Annotated in this window: 15 protein-coding genes; 2 read left to right on the forward strand and 13 right to left on the reverse strand. The window is 67.8% G+C overall.

The features are described from left to right. Nucleotides 1–44 precede the first annotated feature (44 nt). The 5 genes from ACIQCS_RS16140 to ACIQCS_RS16160 all read right to left on the reverse strand — a co-directional run bounded on the left by ACIQCS_RS16140 (nucleotide 45) and on the right by ACIQCS_RS16160 (nucleotide 8,216). Nucleotides 45–2,387: a TonB-dependent receptor domain-containing protein gene (locus ACIQCS_RS16140; protein WP_345847180.1), complete on the reverse strand. Its 2,343-nt coding sequence runs from the start codon at nucleotides 2,385–2,387 to the stop codon at nucleotides 45–47. A 138-nt stretch (nucleotides 2,388–2,525) separates the two neighbouring features. Next, nucleotides 2,526–3,860, reverse strand: coding sequence for an MFS transporter (locus ACIQCS_RS16145; RefSeq protein WP_345847179.1), 1,335 nt, complete (start codon nucleotides 3,858–3,860; stop codon nucleotides 2,526–2,528). A gap of 60 nt (nucleotides 3,861–3,920) precedes the next feature. Beyond that, nucleotides 3,921–5,120: a TetR family transcriptional regulator gene (locus tag ACIQCS_RS16150; protein WP_345847177.1), complete on the reverse strand. Its 1,200-nt coding sequence runs from the start codon at nucleotides 5,118–5,120 to the stop codon at nucleotides 3,921–3,923. A 426-nt stretch (nucleotides 5,121–5,546) separates the two neighbouring features. Beyond that, nucleotides 5,547–6,722: a hypothetical protein gene (locus tag ACIQCS_RS16155; protein ID WP_345847174.1), complete on the reverse strand. Its 1,176-nt coding sequence runs from the start codon at nucleotides 6,720–6,722 to the stop codon at nucleotides 5,547–5,549. Between the two features lie 90 nt (nucleotides 6,723–6,812). Then, nucleotides 6,813–8,216, reverse strand: a complete 1,404-nt coding sequence (locus ACIQCS_RS16160; protein WP_345847173.1) for a PLP-dependent aminotransferase family protein — start codon at nucleotides 8,214–8,216, stop codon at nucleotides 6,813–6,815. A 138-nt stretch (nucleotides 8,217–8,354) separates the two neighbouring features. On the opposite strand from ACIQCS_RS16160, the gene ACIQCS_RS16165 reads away from it, so the two are divergent. Then, nucleotides 8,355–9,215: a DMT family transporter gene (locus ACIQCS_RS16165; RefSeq protein WP_345847171.1), complete on the forward strand. Its 861-nt coding sequence runs from the start codon at nucleotides 8,355–8,357 to the stop codon at nucleotides 9,213–9,215. A 74-nt stretch (nucleotides 9,216–9,289) separates the two neighbouring features. Here ACIQCS_RS16165 and ACIQCS_RS16170 read toward each other — a convergent pair whose 3' ends face one another. From ACIQCS_RS16170 to fucP, 6 genes are read right to left on the reverse strand one after another with little or no spacing between them, the layout of a single operon-like run. Beyond that, nucleotides 9,290–10,129, reverse strand: a complete 840-nt coding sequence (locus ACIQCS_RS16170; RefSeq protein ID WP_345847168.1) for a fumarylacetoacetate hydrolase family protein — start codon at nucleotides 10,127–10,129, stop codon at nucleotides 9,290–9,292. A gap of 25 nt (nucleotides 10,130–10,154) precedes the next feature. Then, complete coding sequence (locus tag ACIQCS_RS16175) at nucleotides 10,155–10,892, reverse strand: SDR family oxidoreductase (protein ID WP_345847167.1); 738 nt, start codon at nucleotides 10,890–10,892, stop codon at nucleotides 10,155–10,157. An 11-nt stretch (nucleotides 10,893–10,903) separates the two neighbouring features. Continuing rightward, nucleotides 10,904–11,728, reverse strand: coding sequence for an amidohydrolase family protein (locus tag ACIQCS_RS16180; protein WP_345847166.1), 825 nt, complete (start codon nucleotides 11,726–11,728; stop codon nucleotides 10,904–10,906). Then, complete coding sequence (locus tag ACIQCS_RS16185; RefSeq protein WP_345847164.1) at nucleotides 11,729–12,754, reverse strand: aldo/keto reductase; 1,026 nt, start codon at nucleotides 12,752–12,754, stop codon at nucleotides 11,729–11,731. It abuts the gene before it with no gap. Beyond that, the gene (locus tag ACIQCS_RS16190; RefSeq protein ID WP_345847161.1) at nucleotides 12,751–13,089 is read right to left on the reverse strand and encodes an L-rhamnose mutarotase; all 339 of its coding nucleotides are present in this window, start codon (nucleotides 13,087–13,089) and stop codon (nucleotides 12,751–12,753) included. Before ACIQCS_RS16190 ends, ACIQCS_RS16185 begins: the two co-directional genes overlap by 4 nt. Continuing rightward, complete coding sequence (fucP, locus tag ACIQCS_RS16195; RefSeq protein ID WP_345847160.1) at nucleotides 13,086–14,369, reverse strand: L-fucose:H+ symporter permease; 1,284 nt, start codon at nucleotides 14,367–14,369, stop codon at nucleotides 13,086–13,088. Before fucP ends, ACIQCS_RS16190 begins: the two co-directional genes overlap by 4 nt. Nucleotides 14,370–14,467: 98 nt before the next feature. Here fucP and lldD point away from each other — a divergent pair, with 98 nt between their 5' ends. Then, the gene (lldD, locus tag ACIQCS_RS16200) at nucleotides 14,468–15,604 is read left to right on the forward strand and encodes an FMN-dependent L-lactate dehydrogenase LldD (RefSeq protein WP_345847158.1); all 1,137 of its coding nucleotides are present in this window, start codon (nucleotides 14,468–14,470) and stop codon (nucleotides 15,602–15,604) included. A 163-nt stretch (nucleotides 15,605–15,767) separates the two neighbouring features. On the opposite strand, the gene ACIQCS_RS16205 is transcribed toward lldD, so the two are convergent. Beyond that, nucleotides 15,768–17,063 carry an L-fuconate dehydratase gene (locus ACIQCS_RS16205; RefSeq protein WP_345847157.1) on the reverse strand — a complete coding sequence of 432 codons (1,296 nt, stop codon included), beginning with the start codon at nucleotides 17,061–17,063 and terminating at the stop codon, nucleotides 15,768–15,770. Between the two features lie 312 nt (nucleotides 17,064–17,375). Then, nucleotides 17,376–18,257, reverse strand: a complete 882-nt coding sequence (locus ACIQCS_RS16210) for an IclR family transcriptional regulator (RefSeq protein ID WP_345847154.1) — start codon at nucleotides 18,255–18,257, stop codon at nucleotides 17,376–17,378. Between the last annotated feature and the right edge of the window lie 79 nt (nucleotides 18,258–18,336).

Here is an 18,336-nt window from a genome sequence, read left to right on the forward strand (position 1 = left end):
GCGCATCCCCTCCCGGCCGATCGGCCGGGAGGGGCGATGGCGCGTCAGAAGTTGATCTTGGCGAAGGCGCCGAGCGTCCGATAGGCGTTCGGCGAGGTATAATGGAGCAGGCCGAGCGCGCCGTAGATCTGCCACCCCGTCGAATAATAGGTGTTCAGCAGATTGCGAGCATAGACGCCGAACTCGACCGCGCCATCCACCTTGGCCAAGCTGATCCGGCCGTTGAGCAGGCCATAGCCCGGGATCCGCGAGTACGTGGAATTGGGCGTCTTGGTCCCGTCCGGGTTGCTGACGGCGGGAGCGAGGATGTCGCCGAGCATCGCGCCCGTCACCGTCTGGGTTTCGCTGCGATAGCCATAGTCGAGATGCGCCTTGAAGCTCAGCCCGGCGCCGATCTCGTCGGCATAGTCCATGGTGACGCTTGCCTGCCATTCCGGCGCGTTGGTGAGGCGCGTGCCGGTATAGTTGGCGGTCGGGCTGGCGACATAGTCGGTGAACATGGCGTCGGTGTAGGTCACCGAACCGCCCAGGGTGAGCTGGCGCGCGGGCTTGATCGCCAGCGAGGCCTCGACGCCGCGCGAGCGCAGGCCCGGCGCGTTGCCGATCGCCGAGGCCAGGATGAACCCGCCGACGCCGGTGCTCACCGGAGTCAGGATCGTCGCCTGGAAATTGGTGAATTTCGACGAGAAGGCATTGATGTTGAAGCGCACGCGGCGATCGAACAGCTCGCTCTTCAGGCCGATTTCCCAGCTCTTCACCGATTCCGGATTATAGGGATCATAGCGGTTGCCGACGAACGCGACACCGCCCGGCTTGTAGCCCGTGGCATAGCTCGCATAGAGCATGACGTCGCGGCTGATCGTGAACTGCGGTGCGATGCGATAGGTGAAGCGGCCGCCCTTCTTCGATCCCGAGCGGAATGCCTCGGTCGGTCCGGAGCTGGTGGCGACGAAGACGGGCGAATAGCCGGTGACCGGCACCGGATCGATGTTGATGTAGCCGATCGTCTGGCGGTTCCAGTCGTAATTGTAGCGGCCGCCCAGGGTCACGCTGAACTGGCGGGCCGGGGTGATCTTGACCTGGCCGAACGCGGCCGCCGTCTCGTTGGCGGCGTCGAAGAGCACGGCGTTGCCGAGCATCGCCCGAGTGATGGGATCGAAGGCGCCGGTCAGCGCATAGAGCGTGGGCGAGGGGACGCCGGCCGGCGAGAGCAGCGGCGCGCCGAGCGTGCCCCATTGCAGCTGGGTCTGCTTCGCGTTCAGCTTGTTGTAGAAGGCACCGAACAGATATTCGATCGCCCCGCCCGTGGGCGAAGCGAAGTGGATCTCCTCGCTGAACTTGTGCGTCTTCAGCCGGCCCGAGTTGAACGGGATGTAGGCATAGACATTGCGGGGCAGCAGATCGGCCGGCGTGTCGTTGTCGAACGTCGTCTCGCGATAGGCGGTGATCGACGTCAGCGTGTGCTCGCCCATCGCATAGTTCACATGGAGCGATCCGCCCTTGTTGGTCGTGGTGTTGTGGCCGAGCGAGCCATCGGCGCTGTCGGCATTCTCCGGCCCCGGGATCACGCCCAGGGCGATCTGCGCAGCGGTGAGCGCGGCGGCGGGCGCATAGGTCGAGCCGGCCGGGCCGCCCACGGGCACGCGGATGGCGGTGTCGATATGATGGGTATATTCGCCGGCAAGGACCAGTTCGAGCGCCGGCGCCGGCTGGAACAGCAGCTTGCCGCGCACGCCCCATTCGCTGACCAGGCCCAGATTGCGGTCGAGCACGACATAGCGGCCCTTGCCGTCCTGGCCCAGCGCGAAGGCCGACAGGCGCAGCGCGGCCTGATCGCTGACCGGCACGTTGAGGGTCAGGTTGGTGTTGCGGTCGTTGCGCTCGCCATAGGCGGCATAGGCAGTGCCGGAGAATTGACCGATCACCGGCTTGTTGGTGGTGATCGCGATCACGCCCGAGGTGGAATTCTTGCCGAACAGCGTGCCCTGCGGCCCCATCAGCACGTCGACGCGCTGGATGTCGGTGAGGCCGATCAGGCCGTTGTCGCGCTGGGCGTCCATCACGACGTCGTCGACGACGACGTTGACGGACTTGGCATTGGAGAAGTCGAACGAGGTGCTGCCGACGCCCCGGATCTGGAAGGCCGCGCCCTGGGTCGGGTCATATTGGACGCCGGGTACGACATATTGCAGGTCGGTGAGCGACGTGAAGCCGCTATCCTCCAGCGTCTGGCCGCTGACCGAGGTGATCGAGATCGGCACCGATTGCGCCTTTTCCCGGCGGCGCTGCGCGGTGACGACGATATCGGCGAGCCCCGCATCTCCGGAAGCCTCCGCCGCCGCCACGGTAGCGGCGGGGTCGCTCTGCGCATACGCTTGTTCAGTCATGCCGAAGCCGCACGCGATCGTCGCCGTGCTGACCGTCAATGTCCGAAATAGGCCGTTCTTCATTCGCAATCCCCCTGGAGATTCCACCGATTCGGCGGGATACGAGGGGCGCTCTAGGGGGCGTGCATGACAGTGGAATTACATTTGTTCAGTTACTAGTCCGGACCCCATAGGCAGAGGTGGGCCCGTCTCGGCGGGGGCCTCCGATGCGGAATCGGCCAGGATCCACAGCGAAGCCATGGTGATCAGCGCGGCGGCGAGGCTCGGCATCAGCAGCACCGCCGCGAACGCCTGTTCAGGTGCGGATGCCGCGTGCGGATCGAACCCCAGGATACGATAGCCGGTGAACAACAGGCCCGAAGCGACGGCCCCGCACAGATTGAAGGGCAGATGGAAGCCGGCATAATGCGCGGCTGCGCGCTTCCCCGACGGCGCCTCCACCGCATCGAGCCGCGCGCCGAGCAGCATCCGCAGGGCCAAGAAATCGACCGCGGACGCCAGCCCGAAGGGGATCGTCCACAGCATCAGCGCGGCCGGCGCGCCGACTGGCAGCATCGGCAAGGCCAGCGCCAGCACCAGATTCGCCCAGAGCGTCAGCCGCAGCAGCGCGCGCGCACTCAGCCTGGCGGTGATCCGGATCGCCGCCAGAATGCCGATGGCGGCGCAGATGGTCTGGACGAGAATCCCGATGGGGGCCCAGCCGCGCAGCCCCAGGCCATTGTCGACCACGTAGAAATAGCCCGTCGTGGTGATCGCCGCATGCGCGCCGTTGAGCGCGAACAGCGCCGCCAGCCGGCGGTTGCCGCGATTGGCGAACAGCAGCCGCACCGGGGCCAGCAGGCTGGCGAGCCGCCATTTGTCCGGCGCGGCCGCGCGATCCGGCAGCAGCGTGACGAGCGCGGCATGCAGCACCAGCGCGCCCAAGGCGACGAGGATCATGATGACCAGGAAGGGCGAGGGCCAGGCGGGGATCTGCAGCGCGCCGATCGCCGAGAAGCCGATGCCTCCGGCGATGCCGAACAGGGTTCGCGTGCCGAATATCCGTCCGCGGGCCTTGTCGTCATGCGCGGCCTCGAGCGCCCAGGCGCCATGGATGACGTTGCACAATGCCCAGCCGACGACCAGCGCGACCAGCGCCCCGGCGATCGCGGCGACCGAAGGCGCGATACCCCGCGCGAGCAGCGCGGCGGTGCCGATCAGCACCAGCGCGGTGCCCAGGATCATCCAGGGCCGCCGCCGCCCGAACCGGCGCGATCCGTGATCGCCCATCGATCCGGCGAGCAGCTCGGCCGGGATCGGCGCGAGATTGGCGAGCAGCACCAGCCAGCCGACGACGCTCATCTGGAGCGCGAGCTCGCCGGAGAGATAGGGGGCGAGGAAGACCCGCCGGGCCAGGTCATAGCCGGCAAAGGCCAGCGACGGCAGCGACAGCACGACAAGGCGCGTGCCCGAAAGTGTTTCCCGATCCGCCATCCCGCACACTCCGCGCCGGCGCCTATCAGCGGGTTGTGCCGTTTCGATGACTCGGCGCGTTCAGCGGAGCGATCGGGTTCGCCAGGCTTCGAAGGCGGCGAAGGCGCGCATATAATGTACGCGATCGGGCAGCTTGCGCGCCATGCCGATCATCCCCATGCCGAAGACCGCGATCGACAGCACCTGCGCGGCCGCGCGATCGAAGCCCGCGCCGATGCCGATTCCCATTGGCGCCAAATCGCTTGCGCGCCAGTTCTCGCCGCGCCTGCGCCGCATGTCGAGCGCATGGGGCAGCAGGCTGGGCTCGCGGGCGCTGGCAAGTGCGATCATCGACGTCGCCTTGATCAGGTCCCGGATGCTGGTGTCGTTCGGCGGCCCGCCGCCATGGTCGGCGCGAATATCGCTCCGGCGGTCGTGGAAGCGGGCGATGACGGCGTGGAGCCCGGCCGCCACCAATGCCGGGCGCGCGCCGAAATGATAGACTATCGTGGAAGCGGGCACGCCGGCGGCGAGCGCGACCGAACGGTGCGTCACGCTGTCCATGCCCTGCGAGACGATCAGGTCGGCGGCGCTGGCCGCGATCCGCTGGCGTTTCGCATCCGCTTCCTCCGCGGCGAGCGGCACGGCCGCGTCGAGCAGGCCGATCAGCGATGCGATCCTGTCGCCATCGCCCGCATCGTCCCCGGGGAAGATGCCATTGGCAAATCGCCGGAGGCACAGCGCGCGGAGCAGCGCATATCTCGGGCTGTCGCCGGCACCCAGCGAGAAGCCCGCCTCGTCGAGCGCATAGCCGAGCGCCAGGTCGGCCAGCGCGGCGTCCCCGAACAGGAGCTCGGCCCAGAACCGCCCGGCATCGTCGAGCCAATGCTCGAGCGCCGGCAGGCGATCGGGCCGCAATGCCCGATCATGGACCAATTCGATCAGAAGGATGACCTGGCGCCGTTCCCGGGCCACCCATTCGCGCAGCGCCAGTTCCGCCATCCGCGCACGGGTGTCGGCATCCATGGCGCCCAGTTCGTCTGCGAGCGCGCGCCATCTCCCGAAGAATGCCAGATCGCTGGCATGCGCCGCCAGCGTCACGCCCTCGATCAGCTGCTCCTTGCTGCCCATGCGAGTCGAGATCACCGGTACGCTGACGCCCAGGCCGGTCGCCAGCGGCCGCAGCGTCAATTCGGCGAGGCCGCCGGTGGCAATGCGGTCGAGCGCCTCGTCGATGATCGCATCGACGGACAGGCCAAGGGGGCGGGGGGATCGATTCACGGGCACGCCGCGCATCTATCGCAGTCACTTCTCCAACGTCGATGATATTCGGATCGCCATTGCCGTCGCCATGATCATCGTCGTCGCCATTGCCGCTATCACGACCGTCACTGCCCCCATCGTCGTTGCCGCCACCATTGCCATCACCACCGCCGTTGCCGCTACCGGGCGGCTCCATAGGCAGTGGTGCGCGCGTGCCGCCTCCATCGAACGGATGAGGCGCGCGCACTTTCCGGGGCCGGAGGAGCGGCCGGATCCGTGGCCCGGGGGAAAGCGCCGCCCGGCGAGCGGCTCTAGGTTGGGGACTCATATTCCTCCTTCGTCACCCCGGCCTTCGGGGTCCCGCTGTCTCGCCAGCGCAAGAAGCGGCGGGATCCCGGCGCAAGGCCGGGATGACGGTAGAAAATCAGATACTTGCTTGGGTTCTCAACCTAGGCGCCGCATCGAAGGATGCGAGGATTCGCGTGCGATCTCCGTCCGCTGCAGGCCCGGATAGGCCGCCATCAGCCGCACCAGATCGGCCTGCCGGTTGGTGCCGGTCTTGCGGAAGATCGCGGCCAGATGGGTCTTCACCGTGGCCAGCCCGACGCCGGCCGCCGCCGCATGGTCGAGCAGGCTGGTTCCCGCAGCAACGGCCGCCGCCAGCCTCGCCTCCGCCGGAGTCAGGTCGAAGAAGCTGCGCAGTGCCGCGATGTCGAGGCGAACGGGCCGATCGCCGTCGGACAGGATTGCCAGCGCCAGGGGGCCGGCGCCGAAAATGCACCGGTCCTGCTCGGCGAGCGGTGCGATGTTCAGTGACAGGGGTGGCCGGCCCCGGCGCGCCAGGGCGAGGGTGGCGCCGGTCCGTCCGCTGCTGCGCCGCGCATCGCCGGTCGCGTCGGCGATCGCCGCGCGAACCCGCGCGTTGGCCGCGGGAAGGCTTGCGCCGAAGCAGCCGCCGGCGGCGCGCAGCACCGGTTCCTCGCGCAGCATCCGTTCCGCGATCGGATTGGCGAAGTGTATCTTGGCCCGGGCATCGACCAGCAGGACGCCGACGCCGAGCCCGTCAAAGGCACTGTGCAGCGCGTGCACATTGCGTTGCAGTGCTTCCATCGTTCGCCCCAGTTCGAAGCTCCGCGCCATATGCGGCAGCAGATCGGACAGGAGCTGTTGCTCCGCTTCCGCAAAGGCTCCGAATTCGGGCCCGCGGATGATCCCGAGATGATAGGAATATTGCTGCCCCGCATGCAGCAGGCAGGAAATGCCGTGCTTCAGCTTCTGCGGGCGCATCCAATCGGCATAGAATTCGGTGCGTTCCAATTCCTCGATCGGGACGATCTGCTCCGACGAGAGCACCGCACTGGTTCGTGCCGTGGCCTTGCTGCCCGTCACCCAGACGTTCCGGCTCTGGAAATGATCGATATAGCTTTGTCCGAAATCGCCGAAATTGTGGAACAATGGCTGGTTGTCGTGCGGCGACGCGTGCTGCCAGCGATAGATGGTCGAAAATCCCGAGAGGGTCCGGGTCACCTGGTCCAGAAAATCCATCCATCGCCCGGAATCGAGCGCGCTCGCATAGATCGCGTCGATCAGTGGCAATTTCTTCGGATTACTGTCGGGCACGTCGCCGCTTTACGCTGAAATGCGCCGCGACCCAAGGTCCGGGACGCGACGGGAAGGCCAGGGCGGATCGGCGGCGGGCCGGTCGCCGGCTCAGCGCTGCCCCGACAGGGCGAGGCGCAGGGCGGCATAGACCCGCTCGCTTTCCATCTGCGCGACATTGAAGCGGACGAACGGAGCCGCGGATTGCGAGACGCTGAATACGTTGCCGGGCGCCAGGATCACGCCTTCGTCCATGCAGCGCCGGGCGATATCGGCGGAGTCCAGCCCTTCGGGCAGGCGGCACCAAAGGTAGAAGCCGCCGCGCGGCATGGTCCAGGGTATGATGCCAAGCTTCGCCAGACCCTGGGCCGCCCGGTCGCGCGAACGCGCAAGACGCCCCCGCAATTCGCCGATGTGCTTGCGATAGCTTCCGCCCGCCAGGACATCGGCGAGCAGTTCGGTCGCCATCGGGCTGGGGCCGCCGAAGCTCGTCGCCACCTGGAGATCGACCAGCCCTTCGATCCAGTCGGCGCGCGCCGCGATATAGCCGCAGCGCGCGGAGGCGGAGAGCGTCTTCGAGAAGCTGCCGATCCGGATGACGCGATCGAGCCCGTCCAGCATGGCGAGGCGGGGAGAGGGGGCAGGCTCGAACTCGGCGAGGATATCGTCCTCCACGATCACCAGGTCATGGGCGGCCGCGATGCGCAGCAAGCGATGCGCGGTCTGGGGCGACATGCTCGCGCCGGTTGGATTGTGGAGCGCCGAATTGGTGATGTAGAGCCGGGGGCGATGCGCCTGCAGCGCTGCTTCGAACGCGGCGGCATCCGGGCCCGACCGCGTATAGGGGATGCCGACGATCTGAGCCCGATGCGCGCGCAGCAACGCCTGGAAATTGAAATAGCCGGGATCGTCGATCAGCACCGTGTCGCCGGGGTGCAGCAGATAGCGGCAGATCAGGTCGATCGCCTGGGTGCCGGATCCGGTCAGGAGCAGCTGATCCGTGCCGGCCGCGATGCCTTCGTCCGCGAAGCGGCCAAGCAGGAACCGGCGCAGCTTCAGCGATCCGCGCGTGCCGCCATAGTCGGACAATATGGGCGCGTCGGCGCGGGCGAGCTCGCGCAGCCCGCGCCGGAGCGCGGCGTTCGGCATCCAGTCGGCGGGAAGCCAGCCGCACCCCGGCATCGCCATCGTCGCGTCGGCGTCGAGCGACTGGCGGGATACCCAGAATGGATCGACCGCGCGGTCGCGCCGCGGCCCGATCTCGCCCACCGACAAGGGCGGCATGTTCGAGCCCGTCACATAGAAGCCCGAACCGCGGCGTGCCCGGATGACTCCCTCGGCCGCCAGCCGGTCATAGGCCTCGACGACGGTGGAAGGCGATACGCCCATGGTTTCGGCGAATGCGCGCACGGATGGCAGCCGGTCGCCGGTGGCGAGCGCGCGGCCGGCAATCCTGCCGCGGATCGCGTCCATCAGCTCCTCGGTGCGCGTGCCGATGCGTCGATGCTGCTTCAATCGTTCGGTCCAGGCATCTGTATGGGGAAGTTCGTCTGTATGGGGGAGTTCGTCAATACAGTTTCCGGATATTGTATGGGATTGTTCCTGTCTTGGCCAGTAGCGGCATCCTATCCCGCCCCGCGAAAGCGAGGTGCGATGGAAAGAACTACTGCCGGTTGGGGAAGCGGCCTCCTGGGCGTCGTCATCTTCAGCGGATCCCTGCCGGCAACCCGCATAGCGGTCGCCGAGCTGACGCCGTTGTTCGTGACTTCCGGGCGCGCGGTGATCGCGGCGCTGCTGGGCGCCGCCTTTCTGCTGGGGTTGCGCCAGGACTTGCCCGGGCGCGGCGACCTTCTGCCGCTCGCCATCGTCGCGATCGGCGTGGTCGTGGGCTTCCCGCTCCTGACCGGGTTCGCGCTCCAGCACATTACCGCGGCGCATTCGGTGGTGTTCGTCGGCCTGCTGCCGCTGTCCACCGCGATCTTCGGAGTGCTGCGCGGCGGCGAGCGGCCCCGGCGCGTCTTCTGGATCTTCTCCTCGATCGGTGCCGCGACGGTCGCGGGCTTCGCGCTCTGCCAGGGCGGCGGCGGTTCGATGGCCGGCGACCTGCTGATGGTCGCCGCCATCCTGCTGTGCGGGCTCGGCTATGCCGAGGGCGCGGCGCTCTCGCGCCGTCTCGGGGGCTGGCAGGTCATCAGCTGGGCATTGCTCATTGCGCTGCCGGTGATGGCGGTGATCGCGCTTGCGACGATGCCGGCCAGCTTTGCTGGCATCGGCTGGCGCGCCTGGGCGGGCCTCGCCTATGTCTCGCTATTCTCGATGATGCTGGGCTTCGTGTTCTGGTATCGCGGCCTGGCGCTTGGCGGCATCGCGCGGGTTGGCCAGCTCCAGCTCCTGCAACCGTTCTTCGGCCTGTCGCTCGCGGCCCTGCTGCTCGGCGAGCCGGTTGCGTGGACGATGATCGCGTCGACGGTGATCGTCATCCTCTGCGTGGCGGGGGCCAAGCGCTTCGCCTGATCGCCGCGGCGCCCGCGGCCCGGGGTTGCGGCCCCGACGGACCGCGACCCCGGGGATCGCCCCCCGCGCGCCGGCTAGGCGTCGACGACCAGCTGATGCTGCTCGCCCAGGCCCGCAATCCCCAGCGAGACCCGGTCGCCCGGGTTGAGCCAGACATTGGGCTTCTGGCCAAGCCCGACGCCCGGCGGCGTGCCGGTGGTGACCACGTCGCCCGGCTGCAGGCTCATGAAGCGGCTGAGATAGGACAGGATGAAGGCCGGCCGGAAGATCATCGTCGAAGTCGAGCCGTCCTGGTATCGCTTTCCGTTGACTTCCAGCCACATGTGCAGATCGGCGAGGTCGCCGATCTCGTCCGGCGTCACCAGCCAGGGGCCGATCGGGCCGAAGCTGTCACAGCCCTTGCCCTTGTCCCATTGCGAGGATTGCAGCTGGAAGGCGCGCTCGGAGATGTCGTTGCAGACGAAATAGCCGGCGATCGCCGCCGTCGCCTCCGCTTCGTCGACATAGCGGCATTCGCTCCCGACCACGAACGCCAGCTCGACTTCCCAGTCGAGCTTGGTCGATCCCCTGGGCTTCAGGATCGGGTCGTTCGGCCCGGAGAGGGCGCTGGTCGCCTTCATGAACACGATCGGCTCGTCCGGAATGGCGGCGCCGGTCTCGGCGGCATGATCGGCATAGTTGAGCCCGATGCAGACGAACTTGCCCGGGCGCGCGACACAGGCGCCGAGCCGCGGATTGCCCTCGACCCGGGGCAGGCTCGCCGGATCGAGCGCGCGCAGCCGTGCCAGGCTCTCGGGCGTGATCGTGCCGCCATCGATATCGGCGACGATACCGCTCAGGTCGCGGATGGTGCCCGCGGCATCGAGAAGGCCGGGCCTCTCCTTGCCGATCGGGCCGAAACGCAGCAATTTCATACGCAAAGCTCCTTGGAACGCTCGGTCAGTTGGTCCAGCCCCCATCGATCACATGAATCTGGCCCGTCGTGAACGCAGCTTCTGGCGAGGCGAGATAGAGTGCCAGGGCGGCGACTTCGGAAGCCAGGCCGAGCCTCGCCATGGGCTGGCGCGCGACGAATGCCGCCAGCGCCGCATCATAGTCTCCCGTCGCGCGCAACCGCTCGTGCAGGGACGGGGTCTCGATCGTGCCCGGGCAGATCGCGTTGCAGCGTATGCCATGGCCGACAAAGTCCGCCGCGACTGCCTTGGTCAGGCCGATGACTCCGGCCTTGGTGACGCCATAGGCGAAGCGATTGGGAACGCCCTTGATCGAGCTGGCGACCGACGACATGTTGATGATGCTCCCGCCGCCCCGCGCGATCATGGCGGGCAATGCCGCGCGCACGATCCGATACATGCTCGTCAGGTTGAGGTCATGGGCCAGCGCCCAGTCGTCCGGCGCGCAATCGAGGATCGTTCCGCCCGGCACCGTGCCCGCGCAGTTGAACAGGATGTCGAGCGGGCCGGCGCGCGCGAGCGCCTCGGCGATCGACGTCGCGTCGCGCACGTCGAGCCGGGCCGTCTCGCAGCCGGCGATGCCGGCCAGGCCCGCCATATTCACGTCCGTCGCCCATACGGTGGCGCCTTCGGCGGCAAAGCGCTCGGCGGTTGCCCGGCCGATGCCTTGCGCCGCCGCGGTCACGAGCGCGGTCTTTCCTGCCAGCCGGCCAGGCTTCGTCATCCTTGTCTCCGTCAGATCCGATAGATGCGTGCCGCATTGGCACCGAGAATGGCCTTGCGCGCGCCGCTGCCGAAGGGCGCGAGCAGCGCGTCCGAGATGGCGAGCCAGTCCGCATAGCTGCCGGCCATGGTCAGGACCGGCCAATCGCTCCCCCACAATATCCGGCCGGCGCCGAACCGGCTCGCCACATGATCGAAATAGGGGGCGAGGGCGGCGGCATCGGCACCCGCGGGGGCTTCGGTGAGCAGCCCGGAGAGCTTGACCGTCGCATTGGGCGCGTCGGCCAGGGCGGAGATCGCGTCCATCCATGCGCCGCCGGGCGCGTCGCCGATCCGCGGCTTGCCGAAATGGTCGAGCACGATCGAGAGGTCGGGGTGATGCGCCGCGAGCACCCGGATCGCGGGCAGCTGCGCCGCGCGGACGAGCGCGTCGAAGACGAGTCCGTGGCTCGCCATCGCGCGCAGCGCCGGGCGGACCGCGTCGCCCAATATCCATGCCGGATCATCCAGGTCCTGCAGCATCGGGCGCAATCCGAGCAGCCCCGGCACTCCCGCCAGCGCGGCGATGCGGGCCGGCGCGTCTTCGGCCGCAAGGTCGGTCCAGCCGACGACCCCGGCGATCCAGGGATGCCGGCCGGCATGGGCGAGCAGGAACTCGGTTTCCGCCAGGCTGGGGGCGGCCTGGACGAGGATCGCCGCGTCGATGCCGTGCGTCCCCAGGAGAGGTGCGAAGTCCTCCGGTTCATAGTCGCGGTGGAGGATGCCGGCCGCCGGCGTCAGCCAGCCATAGTCCCCGCGCGCGGGCCGCCAGAGATGGAAGTGGGAATCGATGCGCATCTAGCGATCGGCCGGAACGGGTGCGGCTTCGGCGATCAGGCCGGCATCGCGCAGCGCCAGCCAGAATTCCGACGGAATGCGAAGCTGGTGGAGCTTGACCGTCTCCTCGACCTGCGCAGGCGCGCCCAGGCCGAGGATCACGCTGGCGACGGCGGGATGGGCGAGCGGGAATTGCAGCGCTGCGGCCGCGAGCGGGACCTGAAAGTCCCGGCAATGCGCCTCGAGCCGGGCGACGCGGGCCACCACGTCGGCCGGCGCTTCGCCATAGTCGTAGCGCAGGTCTCCCTTCTGCATGGTGCCGGTAGCGAGGATGCCCGAATTATAGGCGCCACCGATCACGACGGCGACCTGCCGCTCGAGGCAGAGCGGCAGGAACCGGTCCAGCGCGCCCTGTTCGAGCAGGGTGTAGCGGCCGGCGAGCAGCATCACGTCGCAATCGGCCTGCTCAAGCGCCTCGAGGCCGGCCTGCCATTCATTTGCCCCCACGCCGAAGCCGGCGATCGTCCCCTCGTCGCGCAGGCGCCGCAGCGCCTCGAAGCCCCGGCCCTGGGTCAGCTGGTCGAAATAATGCGCGTTGCGCGCGCCATGCGTCCGCGCGCCGATGTCGTGGACGAAGAGCAGGTCGACCCTGGCCAGGCCCAGCCGCTGCAGGCTGTCCTCATGCGAGCGCAGAATGCCGTCATATGTATAGTCATAATGGCCGACAAAGGGCAGGGCAGATCGGAAGCCCAGCCGTTCGGCATCGCCTCGGAGCGCGGAATCCGCGCGCAGCAGGCGCCCCACCTTGGTCGACAGCACGATGCCCGGCCGCTCGCGCAGCGTATCGCCGGTCCGCCGCTCGCTCAGGCCATGGCCATAATGCGGCGCCGTATCGACATAGTTCATCCCCGCGGTCAGCGCGAGCTCGAGCGTGATCCTTGCCTGGAGATCGGTGATCGGATGATAGAGATTGCCGAGCGGCGCGGCGCCGAAGCCGATCTCGCTGACTTCGATCCTCGCGCGGGGAATGGTCCGGCGCGGAATCACGGCGCGGGATGCTCGTCGAGCGCGAAGATCCGCGTCATCGGCAGCCATTTCGGGCCGTCGGGCGCGATCGGCCGCTGATAGGCGTTCATCTCGTCTTCCCATTGCGCCACGATCGGCTGGAGATCGGGATCGAGGGGAGCCAGGCCGGCCGGCGCGATTTCGGCGAGCATGACCAGGCGGTCCGCGGCGCGCCAGATCTCCATGTCGCGATATCCGAGCTGACGGATGGCGCGAATGACCTCCGGCCAGACGGCGCCGGGCAGGTGGCGCGCCTCATAGGCGGAGATCAGCTCCGGATCCTTCTCCAGGTCGAGCACGAACAGGGCGCGGGTCATGCGGTGTGTCCTTTGCGAAGCCGCAGCACGGCAAATGCCAGCACGCCGACAAAGGCGAGCGCCGGGACGAACATCATATGGTGCACGCCGCCGACGCCCTCGGAGACGATGCCCATGAGGGGCGGCATCAGCGCGCCACCGATGATCGCCATGACCAGGAAGGCCGCGCCGCTCTCGGTCTCGTCCTCCAGCCCTTCGACGCCGAGCGCGAAGATCGTCGGGAACATGATCGACATGAAGAAGCTGGTGAGCCAGAGCGCACCCACCGCAGGCATGCCGGTGGCGAGCGCGGCGAAGCCGCAGAGCATGATGTTCGCCGCTGCGTAGATCGCGAGCAGCCGCGCCGGCGCGACCCGCTTCTGCAGGAAGGCGCCGCTGAAGCGGCCGATCATCAGCATCCCGAGGCTTCCGGAGAGCAGGAACGCGGCGGTGCGCTCGCTCAGGTGCGGGGCCTGCGCCTTGGTGAAGTCGATGAAGAAGCTCCAGACGCCGACCTGCGCGCCCACATAGAGGAAGAGCGCGATGATGGCCGCGAGCAGGCCGCGATGGCGAAGCACCGCGAACATGGAGCGGCTGCTGCCGCGTGCCGCCTTCGCCCGATCGAGGGCCGGGAAGCGCGTGCAGGCGATCAGCAGGGCGATGAGGCAGACCACCACGCCGATCGCGACATAGGGACCCTGCACGGCCGCCGCCGCTGCGGACCGCCATGCCGCGCGCTCGGCCGGTGCCATCGCGGCGATCTGCGCCTGGGTCCGTTCGTCTGTGGAGAAGATGAACAGCCCGCCGACGATCGGGCCCAGGATCGCGCCGACGCCGTAGAAGGACTGGGCCAGGTTCAGCCTCGCCGACGCCGTCTCCCGTGCCCCCAGGATCGTTACATAGGGGTTGGACGCGGTCTCGAGGAAAGCGAGCCCGATCGCGATCACGTACAGGGCGACGAGGAACAGGCCGAACAGCTCGGTGGAGGCCGCCGGATAGAAGAGGAACGCGCCGCCCGCATAGCAGGCCAGGCCGATCAGGATGGTGTTCTTGTACCCCAGGCGGCGGATGAGCAGGCCCGCGGGAAGCGCGGCGCAGAAATAGCCGACATAGAATGCGAACTGGATCAGGCTCGCTTCCGTGCGGGTGAGGTCCAGCGCCTTCTGAAACTGCCGGATGAGCACGTCGTTGAGTGCTGCCGCCAAGGCCCAGGAAAAGAACAGCGAGGTGACGAGCGCGAACGCCACCGCATAGCGGCGCTCTATTATCGGCGGTGCTGCAAGGAACGCGCGACTGGCCATCTCAGATTTCCTCCCCCGAGGCAGAGCGGGTTGTGCTCTTTTAAATTTGCGTATTTAAAATACAAGTTCATAGAGAAAAACAATAGCAGGATAGCCCGATGATCGCGACCTCGACCAGTGATTTTCGTCTGGCGGCACGCCGGCGGCTGCCGCGCTTCCTGTTCGACTATATCGATGGCGGGTCCGGGGCGGAAACCACGCTGCGGCGCAACGAGGCTGATCTGGAAGCCCTGGCGGTTCGCCAGCAGGTGCTGCGGGACGTGCGGGACGTCGATCTGTCGTGCACCCTGTTCTCCCAGCGGCTCGCGTTGCCGATCATGCTGGGGCCGGTCGGCCTGGCGGGGATGTACGCCCGCCGCGGCGAGGCGCAGGCCGCGCGCGCGGCGGCGGATCGGGACATACCCTTTTGCCTCTCCACGGTGTCGGTCTGCGCGCTGGACGAAGTGGCTGCCGCGTCGTCGAGACCGATCTGGTTCCAGCTCTATGTCATTCGGGACCGCGGCTTTATGCGGGATCTGCTCGCCCGCGCCAAGGCGCAAGGCGTGCGCACCCTGGTGTTCACGGTCGACATGCCCGTCCCGGGGATGCGGCGCCGGGACGGGCATAGCGGCCTTTCCGGGCCATGGGGCGGGATGCGGCGGCTCGTGCAGGCGGCGGGGCGGCCCGGCTGGGCGTGGGACGTCGGCATTCGCGGGCGGCCGCACATCCTCGGCAATGTCGCCCCCGTGCTCGGCAAGGCGAGCGGGCTGGAGGATTTCATGGGCTGGCTCGCCGCCAATTTCGATCCGGCGGTCCAGTGGCGCGACCTGGAATGGATCCGCGAGGCCTGGGAGGGGGATTTGATCGTCAAGGGGATATTGGACCCCGGGGATGCCAGCGACGCGGTGCGGCTCGGAGCCGATGGCATCGTCGTTTCCAACCATGGCGGGCGCCAGCTCGACGGCGCCCTTTCGACGGCGCGTGCGCTGCCCTCGGTGGTGGAGGCGGTCGGGGATCGGCTCACCGTCCTGGCCGATTCCGGCATACGGTCCGGCGCCGACGTCGTACGCATGCTCGCGCTGGGCGCGCGCGGAGTCCTGCTGGGGCGTGCCTGGGCCTATGCGCTGGCCGCGGCGGGCGAGGCCGGCGTCGCCCGCCTGCTCGACCTGTTCGCGGCGGAGATGCGCGTCACGCTTGCATTGGCGGGCGCGCGCACGATTGCGGACGTCGACAGGTCGCTGCTGGACGTCCGCTAGGTTGGGACCCCAAACAAGTATCTGATTTTCTACCGTCATCCCGGCCTTGCGCCGGGATCCCGCTTCTTCTTGCGCTGGCGAGGCAGCGGGACCCCGGCTCAAGGCCGGGGTGACGAAGGAAGAATATGAGGCCTCAACCTAGGCGCTCGCCGACCGTGCCTCTTCAGGCCGCCTGCCCGCGGCCCGGCACATATTGGTATCGCGTAAGCGTCTCCGGCTTCATTTCGATCGAGAAGCCCGGCCTTTCGGGCGGCATATAGGCTGCCGACCGGATCACGCAGGGATCGACGAAATGCTCATGCAGATGGTCGACATATTCGATCACGCGGCCGTCGCGCGTGCCGGCGAAGCAGAGATAGTCGATCATCGCGAGATGCTGGACATATTCGCACAGGCCGACGCCGCCGGCATGCGGCCAGACGGGCAGGTCGTATTTCGCGGCCATCAGCAGCACCGCCAGAACTTCGTTGACGCCGCCGAGGCGGCAGGCGTCGATCTGCACCACGTCGATCGCATAGCTCATGATGAACTGCTTGAAGAGAATGCGGTTCTGGCACATCTCGCCGGTCGCGACCTTCACGGGGGCGATGCCGGCGCGAATATGGACGTGCCCGAGCACGTCGTCGGGGCTGGTCGGCTCCTCGATGAACAGGGGCTTCGCAAAGGCGAGGGCATTGACCCAGTCGATCGCCTGCTCGACTTCCCAGACCTGGTTGGCGTCGATCATCAGCACGCCATCGGGGCCCAGCACTTCCCGCGCGATCGCGACGCGCCGCACATCGTCCGCCTGGTCGACGCCGACCTTGAGCTTGATATGGCGGAAGCCGGCATCGACGGCTTCCTGTGCCAGGCGGCGCAGCTTCGCGTCGTCATAGCCCAGCCAGCCGGCCGAAGTGGTGTAGCAGGGATATCCCTCGGCCCGGAGCAGTTCGATCCGCGCCTCCTTGTCGGCGGCGCGGGCTTCCAGCAGGGCGAGAGCCTCTTCCGGCGTGATGCAGTCGGTGATGTACCGGAAGTCGATCGCCCGCACGAGCTCGGCCGGCGACATGTCCGCGACCAGCCGCCATACCGGCTTGCCCTCCGCCTTGGCCCAGAGATCCCAGACCGCGTTGACGATCGCTCCGGTCGCGAGATGGATGGCGCCCTTGTCGGGGCCGATCCACCGCAGCTGGCTGTCGCCGGTGATGTGCCGCCAGAACGCTGCGGGCTCGGCGCGGATCGCGTCGAGCGACTGGCCGATCACCAGCGGGCGCAGCGCTTCGATCGCCGCGACGCAAACCTCGTTGCCGCGGCCGATGGTGAAGGTGAGGCCGTGTCCGGTGAGCGCGGGCGTGTCCGTCTCCAGGATCACATAGGCCGCGGAATAGTCGGGATCCGGATTCATCGCATCCGAACCGTCCAGGGAAAGGCTGGTGGGAAATCTGATATCCAGCACACGCAGGCCGGTGATCACGGTCATTGGTTGGTTTTCTCCGTGACAGGGGAGATCATGTGTCAAGCACGGAGCCTTCCATATTCAACCGCAGTAATTTTGTATATGGAAATATGATTTCTAGATAAAATTGCGTCCCTTAAGGCCTTGACCTCCCTGCTGGCGTGCGATCGCCGGCGCTGCCCGACGGGGGCTTTCCGCATTCATCCAGGATGCCGAAGCGCATGCCGGCAAAGGCGCGCGCGTGCACGCGGCGAGCGAAGAGCGGCGGCGCTCTGCCAGTCGCGAAGGCGGAATCCCGAAATGTCTTTTCATGCGCGGCGTCGTGCCGCGCGGGGCCTAGCCGGCCTTGCGGCTTCTGCGCGGGCGCTTGGGTTCGGGCACGGAGAGGCTGGGCACCACGGGCGCCTCTTCCCGATCATACCAGCCCAGGACGGTCGATATGTCGAGCGCGGTGGCCTTCAGGAGTGCCAGCGTCTCGTCGACCGACAGATGCGGGGCATCGTCGATCGCCGCCAGGAACGGAATGGTGAGCGCCGCGACGACCTGGCCGCTGAACCCGAAGATCGGGCAGGAAAGGTCCGAGACGGCGGCCAGCCGCGAGCTGGCGATGGATTCATGTCCCTGCGCGCGCACGTCGGCCAGCCGCTTGGCGAGCTTGCGCGACGGCGCTTCGCCAAGCACATCCGGCCAGCTCGCCTCGTCCATGAACGCCAGCAGCACATGGCCCGAGCAACTGGTCTCCAGCGCGATGTCGGTGCCGAGGCGAACCGCGAATCCGGTGGGGCCCGGGCTTTCCTGGCGCGCGACGATCAGCCCGCGTCCGCCATTGACGACCACGAGATGGCAGGATTGCATCGTCGCTGCGGCCAGCGCGCGCATCCGGGACGCCGCGACATAGGTGAGCTCCTGCGCGGGCGTGGCGCGGTGCGCCAGCTCGAGCAGCTTGTAGGTGACGCGATACCGGTCGCTCGCGGCCTCCTTGTGCAGCCATCCCCGGCGATCCAGGGCAACGACCACGCGGAACAGCTCGCTGACCGAGCGCCCGAGCCGTTGGGATATCTCGGTGATGGTCAGCCCGAACGGCTCGTCGCCGAGCAGCTCGATCACATCGATGCCCTTCTCCAGCGCGGGCGCGCTATAGTTGGGCGAGGCGCTCTCCCCGGCCGATTTGGTTCTCCTGGTGGCGGGCTTGATCTGCGATGCGGGCTTCGGCGGCATCGGCCTAGGCTAGCGCAGCGCGGGCGGCTTGTCATGCCCCACGCAAGGGAGATGCCTCCATTGGCGTGCTTTCGCCGGG

Origin of the sequence: Sphingomonas sp. NPDC092440 (assembly GCF_044754985.1) — a bacterium.
Lineage (GTDB): Bacteria > Pseudomonadota > Alphaproteobacteria > Sphingomonadales > Sphingomonadaceae > Sphingomonas.

Bases quoted from the DNA above. Each gene is read 5' to 3' on its own strand.
- ACIQCS_RS16140 (WP_345847180.1), bottom strand. From the start codon at position 2,387: ATGACTGAACAAGCGTATGCGCAGAGCGACCCCGCCGCTACCGTGGCG.
- ACIQCS_RS16145 (WP_345847179.1), bottom strand. From the start codon at position 3,860: ATGGCGGATCGGGAAACACTTTCGGGCACGCGCCTTGTCGTGCTGTCG.
- ACIQCS_RS16165 (WP_345847171.1), top strand. From the start codon at position 8,355: ATGGAAAGAACTACTGCCGGTTGGGGAAGCGGCCTCCTGGGCGTCGTC.
- ACIQCS_RS16170 (WP_345847168.1), bottom strand. From the start codon at position 10,129: ATGAAATTGCTGCGTTTCGGCCCGATCGGCAAGGAGAGGCCCGGCCTT.
- ACIQCS_RS16175 (WP_345847167.1), bottom strand. From the start codon at position 10,892: ATGACGAAGCCTGGCCGGCTGGCAGGAAAGACCGCGCTCGTGACCGCG.
- ACIQCS_RS16180 (WP_345847166.1), bottom strand. From the start codon at position 11,728: ATGCGCATCGATTCCCACTTCCATCTCTGGCGGCCCGCGCGCGGGGAC.
- ACIQCS_RS16190 (WP_345847161.1), bottom strand. From the start codon at position 13,089: ATGACCCGCGCCCTGTTCGTGCTCGACCTGGAGAAGGATCCGGAGCTG.
- fucP (WP_345847160.1), bottom strand. From the start codon at position 14,369: ATGGCCAGTCGCGCGTTCCTTGCAGCACCGCCGATAATAGAGCGCCGC.
- lldD (WP_345847158.1), top strand. From the start codon at position 14,468: ATGATCGCGACCTCGACCAGTGATTTTCGTCTGGCGGCACGCCGGCGG.
- ACIQCS_RS16205 (WP_345847157.1), bottom strand. From the start codon at position 17,063: ATGACCGTGATCACCGGCCTGCGTGTGCTGGATATCAGATTTCCCACC.
- ACIQCS_RS16210 (WP_345847154.1), bottom strand. From the start codon at position 18,257: ATGCCGCCGAAGCCCGCATCGCAGATCAAGCCCGCCACCAGGAGAACC.